We start from the raw sequence: 9,113 nt of genomic DNA, 5'->3' as shown, positions 1-9,113 counted from the left end.
GGCCGGTTGCAACGACCGAGCGGCGCGCGGCGGGAATGACGATGTCGAAGAGGATGTCGGGGCGGGTCTCGGCAAGAACGGTTTCGAGATCGGTGCCGATGACGACATCCGTCAGGCCGAACTCGGCAGCACGCGCCGCGGCCGTCGCACGGTCGAGATCGACGAGGCCGACGATCGTCACGTCCTCGACGAGACCGGGATTGGCGGCGAGCGCCTTCAGCCAGCCTTTGGCCATGGCTCCGCACCCGCATATGACGGCTTTATAAATCACTGAATTCCTCCCGAAACGGCCGCCAAAACTCCTCAATTGGCAATCGTAAACGTTTACGGTACTATGCCAGAAAGAAAAATCGTGTCAAGAGGGCGTAAAGGTAGCGCCGGCGCGCCCAGGGAGGGAACGGGCAAAATGAAGGGAATTCGCGACCTTGCGAAACATCTCGACATCTCGATCGGGACCGTGTCGCGCGCACTCAACGGCAAGCCGGACGTCAACGAGGAGACGCGCCGGCGCGTGCTGGAGGCGGCGGAGACGCTTGGTTATGTCGCGAACCAGTCGGGACGGTCGCTGCGCAAGGGCTCGACCGGCATCATCGGCTTCATGATGCAGACAGGCCGCGAGATCACCGGCCAGGGCGACACCTTCTTCATGAGCGTCTTCGACGGCGTGCAGACCGTGCTGGCACGCCACAAGCTCGATCTCGTCGCCCTGCTCTGCTCGTCCGAAGAGGACCCGAACGACTATCTCCGGCGCATCGTCGCACGCGGCTTCGCGGACGGCCTGATCCTGTCGGCGACACGGCGGCACGACGAACGCTTCGAACTGCTCGACAAGCGCAATATCCCCTTCATCACGCTCGGCCGCAGCCTGACGGATGTGGGCCAGCCCTGGTACGACCTCGACTTCGAGGGCATGGCGGACACGGCGATCGACCGGCTCGTGGCGCGCGGCCACCGGCGCATCGCGATCACCCGGCCGCATGACGACATGAATCTCGGCTATGTCTTTGTTGACCGCTGCCGCGACGCGCTTGCCCGCCACGGGCTCCGGCTCGACGACGGCCATATCTTCCGCTCGACGCCGAACGAGACCGGCGGCTACCAGATCGCCCGCGACCTGATCGCCGCGAAGGATCGCCCGACAGCCGTGGTGCTCGTCAACGAGGCGATCGCCATCGGCCTCTATCGCGGCTTGCAGGAGGCCGGCGTGCAGCCTGGCCGCGACATCGCGGTGATCGGGCGCAAGAGCCCGCACTCGCACTTCCTTTCGCCGCGCCTGACCGCCTTCAGCCTGTCGCTGCGCGACCTCGGCATCGCGCTCGGCGAAACGCTGCTCGCAACGATGCCGGCCTACCAGAGCGCCTATCCGGAGCGGGCGGTGCGCGAGCTCTGGCCGCTCGATCTCGTGCCCGGCGAAAGCGACGACTTCGACCTGTGAGCCTGTGCCGCAATGCCGCGCCTTGCGCTTCGCCATTGCTGCCACCCGCGCGGCACCTTAAATGGCGACGAGACTGAGGATTTGCGGAATGAGCGACGCGACAGAACCGTCCGGCGAGACCATCACCCTTTACCAGGCGATCGGCGGCGATGCCGGCGTGCGCCGGCTGACGGCCCGCTTCTACGAATTGATGGATACGCTGCCGGAAGCGGCGAACTGCCGCGCGATCCATCCGCCGAGCCTCGCGGAAAGCGAGGAAAAGCTCTACGAATATCTCTCCGGCTGGCTCGGCGGCCCGCCGCTCTATACCGAGAAGCGCGGCCACCCCATGCTGCGCCGCCGCCATTTCGCAGCCGGGATAGGCCCGAAGGAGCGCGACGAATGGCTGTTCTGCTTTAACCGCGCCCTCGACGAGACCATCGAAAGCGCGGGCCTGCGCGCCGTCATCCGCGAGCCGGTCACCCGCCTCGCCTTCCACATGCAGAACCAGGAATAGACCAAAGATGGCCAGCACGACCGCCCGATCCATGACGCTTCTTGTCGCCGGACTGATGGGCCTCGCGGGTGTCGTCAGTGCGGCCGCCGCCTCGCACGGCGCCGATCCGCGCCTGCTGGGCGGCGCTTCGGCGATGTGCCTCGCGCATGCCCCGGCGCTGATCGCCCTGTATGCGGGTTGGAACCGTTTCCGCACTGCGCCGCTCGCCGCCCTGCTGCTCGCCGCCGGCACCGCGCTCTTCGCCGGCGACCTCGTGCTACGGCATTTCGCAGGGCAAGGACCGTTCCCGATGTCGGCGCCGACCGGCGGCGTGATCATGATGGCAGGCTGGCTGGCGGTTGCTGTGGGTGGGCTTCTCAAAGCACCGTGATAAACGATGCAAATCGTCCGCATCAACGGCAGGCGACTTGACCTTTTCCGGGGCCAGTCTGCTTCTATCGCGGTTCGCTTGCCTGGAGAATGGCCTGCCAGTTCTGTCGCCCGCCGAGGACGCGCAAGACGGATATATAGCCGTCCGCGAGCACGTAGACCACCAGATGGCTTTGATAGGCGTGGATTCGAACCGGAGGGACGAACTCCGTTCGCTCCCTTGCCATCGTCGGCATGTCCGCAATCAGTTGAAACGCATGTGTCAAACCGTCGATATGCGCATCGGCTTGCTCGATCGACCAGGTCTCGGCAGTGTAGCGCCAGACCGCGTCCAGATCCTCGAGAGCCTTTGGCGCAAGCCGATAGCACATCGGCCTATTTGACGACATGCCGCTCGCGCATCTGCAGTTTGAAGGCAGTCGCATCGAACGGCTGTGGCTCGCCGCTTTCGATGCCCTCTGTGATGGCGACCTGCAGCGCCTCGATCGCCTGCCGCCGCTCCTGATCCATCCGGATCAGGTCGCGGACATAATCGCTTGCATTGCTGTAGCGGCCGCCGCCAACCTGTCGCTCGACCCACGCCTTCATCGGATCGGGAAGTGATACATTCATGGTTGCCATCGGTATCCCTCCTTTTCGCCAAGGTACGAGATATGCCAAAGATTGTCAAAATATATGGAAATGTTTGCCATACGAGCGCCCCACGGATGAAGCTCCCTCAGAAAGCCGACGGCAGCCTCAAGCCCCCTCGACCACCGAAAAGCCCTCGAACTTGGGCGGCCCCATGTACATGGCGCGGTTGTCGCCGGCATTCTTGTGCGCTTGGCGGAAGTTTTCCGACTTGGTCCAGGCGACGAAGTCGTCCTTCGTCGCCCAGATGGTGTGCGAGGCGAAGAGCGTATAGCCGTCCTCCGCCACGGTATCGCCACGCAGAAGCTTGAACTCCTTGAAGCCCGGCATCTCCGCAAGGCTCGTCTCCCGGTTCTTCCAGACGTTTTCGAAGGCCTCTTCGTGGCCGGCGACGATCCTGAAGCGGTTCATGGCGATAAACATCGGCGGGCGAACTCCTCAGGCGCGATCCTTGTGACGCTCGCAGGGAGCGCGTGTCGGGAATGCTATGATATTGTCGCCGCCGCCTTCAAGCGCCTTGCCGGCGGATTCGGCATCCTGTGCCGGCGGGCGTGTTTCCCATGCCGGGAATTCGGTCACGTTGGGGTGGCCCGCCTGCAGGCGGGCGCGGCGGGCGAGAAGCTCGTAGAGCTCCGGCACCAGTCCGTCGCCGTTCTGGGCGGCGAGCTTGTGCAGCCCGATCATCATGAAGCCCTCGGGTCTTTCGCTGTTCACTGGATCGGATCTCCCTGGCTGAGGCTTTCGAGGGCGCGCGCAAAGCTCGACTTGCTGCCGTTGCGCAGCGGCACGAAGGCCTTTTCCCACTTCTTGCAGCCCGTCTTCACCCGAAGGCAGGCATCGTGGCTGATACAGTCGATGGGGCAGAAGACGCAGTCGACCGAGGGCAGCACGTTGTCGATGCGCGACACCGCCTCGCGAAGCCCGCCGTCGTGATGGATGAGGTTGGCGCCGTAGGAGCTGGCGATCTGGCGCAGATGCGCCACCTGGCAGTCGCGCCCGCCGACATAGAGGAAGCTACGGCCTTCCAGCGCTGCCTTCGCATTGCCCTCCGCCTGCGCCTCGCGGCCCTTCGCCTGCTGCAGCCTGTGCTTCTCGCGCATTGCCTTCCTCTCCGCTTCGCCGTGACGGCGCTTGATTCGCGTGACTTCGATGGTCCGTTGCGCCTGCGGCCTTGCCGGCTCGGCGGCGACCTCCGCCTTGCGTTCCGGAGACGTTGCGAGGCGCGCCTTTACAAGCGCGAGTTCCCGTTCGAGTTCGGCGATACGCCGGTCCTTTTCGGCCAGCATCGCCGCCAGTGCCGGCGTCGGCCGACGTTCATTCCGTTCAAGCATGCATCCATTCCCGAAAGCCCTCGACGGGCGACGAATGGCGCGACCCTACAAAACTTGATTTTTATAGTAAAGTATAAACATGAGGTTTTTCCTCATATTTTTCGCCGTGCCGGTGCGCCCGGCGGAAAGCCGGGGGTTCGGTTCAGTTGAAAACGATCGGAACGCTGAAGGACCAGGAACTGCGCTCGGCAGCCGGGGGGATCTTCGGAAACGGCGACGCACGCCGGATCGAATCGAGGGCCGCCTTGTCCAGTGCGGCGACGCCGGAACTTCTGGCGACGCGGATGCCGCTGGCGCTGCCGCTCGACGAGACAACGAAACTCACGACGACGCTGCCGCTGTGTCCGCCCGAGACCCGTCGCTTCGACCGGTTGATCTTGCTGCGCACCTTGCCGGGGTAATTGCTGACGGCCGCGTTGCCGGCAGTCGACGCATTGCCCTTCTTCTGGCCGCCCAGCGCAGCGGTCTTCACGTCGGCCGAACCGTCCACCTGGCCGCGGGTCGCCGTCTGCCGGCTCTTGCCCTTCTCGCCGGCCTTCTTCACCGGCTTCTTCCTCTCGACGGGCTTCTCGATCTTCTTTTCAGGCACCGGCTGGATCGCCTCGGCCTGCCGCTCCGGCTCGACCTCCGGCTTGATCTCCGGGATCGGGATCGCCGCCACCTCGACTTCGGCACCGGGCACCTCGAGCGGTTCGACGCTCTCCGGCGCCACGGCCTCCGCATCGACGGGCAGCGACGGGTCGATCGGCAGCGGCTCGATCTCCTGCGGCGTGACCTCAGCGACTTCCGGCGCTACAGGCTGGATCTCTTCGGGCGTGACATCCTCGGGCCGAACCACCTCCTCGGGTGCCCCGGACTCGACCGCCTCGAAGGCACCGCTTCCGAGCATGGCGACTTCGGCCACGACCCCGCCGGCGATCAGCGCCTCGTCCTGTTCCTGCGCCGGGGAAAGCGTCAGGATCGCCGCGGCGCCGGCATGCGCGATCAGCGACACCACCGCCGCCGCGACCCAGACCAGCCTGTTACCAACCATAATCGTACCCGTTCGTCATCGTGTCTCGATCGGGCGTCATGCCCGCCGTAAGGTTAGCCCTCGAACGCCGCCTGCGTGCTGGACCGCGTGACGATGCCCGTCATGCAGGCACCGGCTGCGACGCCCTCGCCCTCGCAGACCGGCGCATCGTTGATCAGCAGCCGCTTGACATTGTCGCAGTTCGTGCCCGGCAGGTCGAACTGCCGCACCTTCGTCTTGCCCTGCGGCAGGTCACGGAAATCGAGCACCACCATGCGCTCCACCGTGCCCTTCGGATTGAAGACGACGAACTCGAAGGACACCTTGCTGAGCGAGGTATCGAGCCTGTTGCCGGCGACGAAGGTGAAGAGGCAGCCCTTCTGCGACGGTGCAAGCGCGTTCAGCTCGACGTCCAGCCCCTTTGCCGGTGCCGGCTCCTGCGCGGATACCGGCAGGCCCACGGCAGCCGCAACGAGGACAGAAAGGAACACGTCGTGGATTTTCATTCTGCAGAACCTCGATCTTGCGGTGAGCGGGAAGCAGTGCGAGATTGTCGCTCGCCACCACTTTAGCGCCGAATGCGACCCAGGCAACATTTAACCTGAGAGTTGGAATCCGGTATTGCGTCCTTAAATAAATATGAATAAGGAAGTCAAGATAGCTCACGCCCTGCGTGAACCACCTGATAGCAATGCCGAATTGCCGGTTTGCCGGGCCTGCCCGGATCATCGGAATTGACAGTCACAATGAATTTACAGGCCAGCCATGACCGAGACGACGCGTCCGACCCCCGCAGATATTCGTGCCTTCCGCGCAGAAAACCCGAAGATGCGCGAGCGTGACATCGCAAGCCAGCTCGGTATTTCGGAAGCCGCGCTGGTGGCGGCCGAGGTCGGCCTGACCGCGATCCGCATCGACGCGGACGCCAATCGCTTCCTCGATCGCTCGGAAGCGCTCGGCGAGGTCATGGCGCTCAGCCGCAACGACAGCGCGGTGCACGAGAAGATCGGCGTCTTCGAAAAGATCAGCACCGGCAGACACGCCTCCATCGTGCTCGGCGAAAACATCGACCTGCGCATCTTCCCGGGCGTATGGGCCCATGGCTTCGCCGTGACGAAGTCGGATGGCACGGACGTGCGCCGCAGCCTCCAGTTCTTCGACAAGGCCGGCGCCGCCGTGCACAAGATCCACCTTCGCCCGGCGTCCAACCTGGAAGCCTACGAGGCGATCGTCGCCGATTTCCGTCTGGACGACCAGTCGCAGGACTTCGTCGAGGATCACAATGCGAAGGCGGTCGAGGAAACCGGCCCCGTCGACGTCGCGGCTCTGCGGGAAAACTGGAGCCAGATGACGGATACGCACCAGTTCTTCGGCATGCTGAAGAAGCTGAAGATCGGTCGACAGGACGCCGTGCGCAGCGTCGGCGAGGACTTCGCGCGCCAGGTCGCGCGCAACGCCGTCGAGCCGATGATGCGGGCCGCCGCCGAACGGCAGACCGACATCATGTGCTTCGTCGCCAACAACGGCATCGTGCAGATCCACACCGGGCCGATCAGCAACATCCAGCCGATGGGCCCCTGGCTCAACGTGATGGACCCGACCTTCCACCTGCATCTCAGAACGGACCACATCGCCGAATGCTGGGTGGTGCGCAAGCCGACGACCGACGGCCATGTCACCTCGCTCGAGGCCTATGGTGCCAAGGGCGAGATGATCATCCAGTTCTTCGGCAAGCGGAAGGAAGGCATGACCGAACTTGCCGAATGGCGCGAGATCCTCGACGGCCTGCCGCGTTCGACCGACAGCGTCGCGGCCTGAGGACGAAACCGAAGGAACAGGACATGAGCAAACGTTTCGATTTCCGTCGCCCCCGTCTCTGGGAGGCGGCGCTGACGGCTTTTGCCCTCGCCACCCCCTTCGTCCTGCCGGTTCTCTCCGGTTCGAACGAAACGCTCATAAGGCCCGCCATAGCGCAGGAAATGCAGAAGATCGACACCTCCCGCCTCGTCAGCATCGGCGGCGCGGTGACCGAGATCGTTTATGCGCTGGGCGAGGAAAAACGGCTCGTCGGCCGCGACAGCACGAGCACCTTCCCGGAACAGGCGAATGCCATTCCGGATGTCGGCTACATGCGTGCGCTGTCGCCGGAAGGGGTCATCGCCCTCAATCCGAGCGCCATTCTCTCGATCGAGGGCAGCGGCCCGCCGGAAGCGCTGGCCGTTCTGAAGAATGCCGGCATTCCCTTCGAGACGGTCCCCGAGGGCTACGACCGGGCAGCCATCGTGAAGAAGATCGAGATCGTCGGCGACGTTCTCGGCGTGCCGGACAAGGCAAAGACGCTTGCCGACAAGGTCGGTGGCGAACTCGACGCGGCAATGGCCGAAACGGCCGGCCGGCCGGCCGGCGAGCGCAAGCGCGTGCTCTTCATCCTGAGCTTCCAGAACGGACGCATCATGGCGGCGGGCAGCCACACTGCGGCAGACGGCATCTTCCGGCTCGCCGGCGTCACCAATGCCACCGACGACGCCTTCTCGGGCTACAAGCCGTTGACGGACGAGGCAGTCATCGCCGCGAAGCCGGACATCATCATGATGATGCGGCGGCCCGGCCACGACAGCGCGGACGCCGAATTGCTCGCGCACCCTGCGGTCGCCTCGACGCCCGCCGGCGCCAACAAGGCGATCCTGCGCATGGACAGCCTGCAGCTTCTGGGCTTCGGCCCGCGCACGGCCTCGGCGATCCGCGAGCTGGCCGCGAATGTCTACGGAACGGTCGGAAATGTCGCTCAGTGAAACGATACGGGGCAGCCGATCGCCTGCGGCGCCTCTCGCCGCGGGCGTCCCGCCGGCCGGCGACCGCGCCGGCGCCGCGCGGGTAACCATCCTCTGCCTCCTTGTCGTGACCGTCCTCGCCTTCCTTCTTTCGATCACCACCGGCGCATCCGACGCCTCGGTTTCGAAGGTCATCGCTTCGCTCTTTTCGTCGGACGGCCATACGGCGCTGACGGCCCGCGACCGGATCATCGTCTTCGATATCCGCCTGCCGCGCTCCGTCCTTGGTCTCCTGATCGGCGCGGCACTCGCGGTATCCGGCGCGGTGATGCAGGGCCTTTTCCGGAACCCCCTGGCGGATCCCGGCCTGATCGGCATCTCCTCCGGCGCAGCGCTCGGCGCCGTGCTCGTCATCGTGCTCGGGTCCGCACTTCCGGTCGGCATCGCAGCGACGCTTGGCGTCTTCGCTCTCCCGGTTGCGGCCTTCGTCGGCGGCCTCATCACCACCATTCTCCTCTATCGGATCGCCACCCGCCACGGGCAGACATCGGTCGCGACGATGCTGCTTGCCGGCATTGCGATCGCCGCGCTGTCGAGTGCGGTCACCGGCATCCTAATCTACATGGCCGACGACAAGCAGCTTCGCGACGTCACGTTCTGGGGTCTGGGTTCGCTCTCGGGATCCACCTGGCCAAAAGTCGTCGCGGCGGCGCCGATCATCCTCGTCTCGCTCGTCGTCACGCCGTTCCTCGCCCGCGGGCTGAATGCGATCACGCTCGGCGAGGCCGCCGCCTTCCACATGGGGGTCAGGGTTCAGACGCTGAAGAACGTGGCAATCGTCAGCGTCGCGGCCGCCGTCGGCGCCTCCGTCGCGGTCAGCGGCGGCATCGGCTTCGTCGGTATCGTCGTGCCGCACCTGCTGCGCCTGGTCATCGGACCGGACAACCGCTACCTGCTGCCCGCCGCGGCGCTGCTCGGCGGCACGCTGCTGATCGCCGCCGACATGGTCGCCCGCACCATCGTCTCGCCCGCCGAACTGCCGATCGGCATCATCACGGCGCTCGCCGGC

Annotated in this window: 13 protein-coding genes and 1 pseudogene; 6 read left to right on the top strand and 8 right to left on the bottom strand. The window is 65.1% G+C overall.

The window, feature by feature from the left end; translation table 11 throughout:
* Positions 1 to 235, bottom strand: a pseudogene (locus LXM94_RS24530) (gfo/Idh/MocA family oxidoreductase); the annotation flags it as partial.
* A 171-nt stretch (positions 236 to 406) separates the two neighbouring features.
* Between LXM94_RS24530 and LXM94_RS24525 the strand changes: the two are divergent.
* The 3 genes from LXM94_RS24525 (at position 407) to LXM94_RS24515 (ending at position 2,301) form a co-directional block, all read left to right on the top strand.
* Positions 407 to 1,435: a LacI family DNA-binding transcriptional regulator gene (locus tag LXM94_RS24525; RefSeq protein WP_235774313.1), complete on the top strand. Its 1,029-nt coding sequence runs from the start codon at positions 407 to 409 to the stop codon at positions 1,433 to 1,435.
* An 88-nt stretch (positions 1,436 to 1,523) separates the two neighbouring features.
* Positions 1,524 to 1,931 carry a group II truncated hemoglobin gene (locus LXM94_RS24520; protein ID WP_235774312.1) on the top strand — a complete coding sequence of 136 codons (408 nt, stop codon included), beginning with the start codon at positions 1,524 to 1,526 and terminating at the stop codon, positions 1,929 to 1,931.
* Positions 1,932 to 1,938: 7 nt separating this feature from the next.
* Positions 1,939 to 2,301: a DUF423 domain-containing protein gene (locus LXM94_RS24515; protein ID WP_235774310.1), complete on the top strand. Its 363-nt coding sequence runs from the start codon at positions 1,939 to 1,941 to the stop codon at positions 2,299 to 2,301.
* Between the two features lie 64 nt (positions 2,302 to 2,365).
* Here LXM94_RS24515 and LXM94_RS24510 read toward each other — a convergent pair whose 3' ends face one another.
* The 7 genes from LXM94_RS24510 to LXM94_RS24480 form a co-directional block, all read right to left on the bottom strand.
* Positions 2,366 to 2,671, bottom strand: coding sequence for a type II toxin-antitoxin system RelE/ParE family toxin (locus LXM94_RS24510; RefSeq protein WP_235774308.1), 306 nt, complete (start codon positions 2,669 to 2,671; stop codon positions 2,366 to 2,368).
* Positions 2,672 to 2,675: 4 nt separating this feature from the next.
* The gene (locus LXM94_RS24505) at positions 2,676 to 2,921 is read right to left on the bottom strand and encodes a type II toxin-antitoxin system ParD family antitoxin (RefSeq protein WP_235774306.1); all 246 of its coding nucleotides are present in this window, start codon (positions 2,919 to 2,921) and stop codon (positions 2,676 to 2,678) included.
* Between the two features lie 117 nt (positions 2,922 to 3,038).
* Entirely contained in the window at positions 3,039 to 3,353 is a 315-nt protein-coding gene (locus tag LXM94_RS24500) for an antibiotic biosynthesis monooxygenase family protein (protein ID WP_235774304.1), read from the bottom strand.
* A gap of 15 nt (positions 3,354 to 3,368) precedes the next feature.
* Positions 3,369 to 3,644: a hypothetical protein gene (locus LXM94_RS24495; protein ID WP_235774302.1), complete on the bottom strand. Its 276-nt coding sequence runs from the start codon at positions 3,642 to 3,644 to the stop codon at positions 3,369 to 3,371.
* A complete protein-coding gene (locus LXM94_RS24490; protein WP_235774315.1) occupies positions 3,641 to 4,030 on the bottom strand; it encodes a DUF2325 domain-containing protein in 390 nt (129 codons plus the stop codon). Before LXM94_RS24490 ends, LXM94_RS24495 begins: the two co-directional genes overlap by 4 nt.
* A 373-nt stretch (positions 4,031 to 4,403) precedes the next feature.
* Positions 4,404 to 5,294, bottom strand: a complete 891-nt coding sequence (locus LXM94_RS24485) for an energy transducer TonB family protein (protein WP_235774300.1) — start codon at positions 5,292 to 5,294, stop codon at positions 4,404 to 4,406.
* Between the two features lie 53 nt (positions 5,295 to 5,347).
* Positions 5,348 to 5,779 carry a hypothetical protein gene (locus tag LXM94_RS24480; RefSeq protein WP_235774298.1) on the bottom strand — a complete coding sequence of 144 codons (432 nt, stop codon included), beginning with the start codon at positions 5,777 to 5,779 and terminating at the stop codon, positions 5,348 to 5,350.
* Positions 5,780 to 6,038: 259 nt separating this feature from the next.
* Between LXM94_RS24480 and LXM94_RS24475 the strand changes: the two genes are divergently transcribed.
* The 3 genes from LXM94_RS24475 to LXM94_RS24465 all read left to right on the top strand — a co-directional run.
* The gene (locus LXM94_RS24475) at positions 6,039 to 7,091 is read left to right on the top strand and encodes a hemin-degrading factor (RefSeq protein WP_235774296.1); all 1,053 of its coding nucleotides are present in this window, start codon (positions 6,039 to 6,041) and stop codon (positions 7,089 to 7,091) included.
* A gap of 23 nt (positions 7,092 to 7,114) precedes the next feature.
* Complete coding sequence (locus tag LXM94_RS24470) at positions 7,115 to 8,065, top strand: heme/hemin ABC transporter substrate-binding protein (protein ID WP_235774294.1); 951 nt, start codon at positions 7,115 to 7,117, stop codon at positions 8,063 to 8,065.
* Positions 8,052 to 9,113 (top strand): FecCD family ABC transporter permease (locus LXM94_RS24465; protein ID WP_235774292.1); only part of this gene is annotated, 1,062 nt, incomplete at its 3' end. The genes LXM94_RS24470 and LXM94_RS24465, both read left to right, overlap by 14 nt.

The organism is Rhizobium alarense, from assembly GCF_021555155.1.
Lineage (GTDB): Bacteria > Pseudomonadota > Alphaproteobacteria > Rhizobiales > Rhizobiaceae > Rhizobium_D > Rhizobium_D alarense.
Note: the sequence above shows the minus strand (reverse complement) of the source record. Positions and strands in the feature narration are given on the sequence as shown.

Bases quoted from the DNA above. Each gene is read 5' to 3' on its own strand.
- LXM94_RS24520 (WP_235774312.1), top strand. From the start codon at position 1,524: ATGAGCGACGCGACAGAACCGTCCGGCGAGACCATCACCCTTTACCAG.
- LXM94_RS24470 (WP_235774294.1), top strand. From the start codon at position 7,115: ATGAGCAAACGTTTCGATTTCCGTCGCCCCCGTCTCTGGGAGGCGGCG.
- LXM94_RS24510 (WP_235774308.1), bottom strand. From the start codon at position 2,671: ATGTGCTATCGGCTTGCGCCAAAGGCTCTCGAGGATCTGGACGCGGTC.
- LXM94_RS24475 (WP_235774296.1), top strand. From the start codon at position 6,039: ATGACCGAGACGACGCGTCCGACCCCCGCAGATATTCGTGCCTTCCGC.
- LXM94_RS24485 (WP_235774300.1), bottom strand. From the start codon at position 5,294: ATGGTTGGTAACAGGCTGGTCTGGGTCGCGGCGGCGGTGGTGTCGCTG.
- LXM94_RS24515 (WP_235774310.1), top strand. From the start codon at position 1,939: ATGGCCAGCACGACCGCCCGATCCATGACGCTTCTTGTCGCCGGACTG.
- LXM94_RS24525 (WP_235774313.1), top strand. From the start codon at position 407: ATGAAGGGAATTCGCGACCTTGCGAAACATCTCGACATCTCGATCGGG.
- LXM94_RS24500 (WP_235774304.1), bottom strand. From the start codon at position 3,353: ATGTTTATCGCCATGAACCGCTTCAGGATCGTCGCCGGCCACGAAGAG.
- LXM94_RS24480 (WP_235774298.1), bottom strand. From the start codon at position 5,779: ATGAAAATCCACGACGTGTTCCTTTCTGTCCTCGTTGCGGCTGCCGTG.
- LXM94_RS24505 (WP_235774306.1), bottom strand. From the start codon at position 2,921: ATGGCAACCATGAATGTATCACTTCCCGATCCGATGAAGGCGTGGGTC.
- LXM94_RS24490 (WP_235774315.1), bottom strand. From the start codon at position 4,030: ATGCGCGAGAAGCACAGGCTGCAGCAGGCGAAGGGCCGCGAGGCGCAG.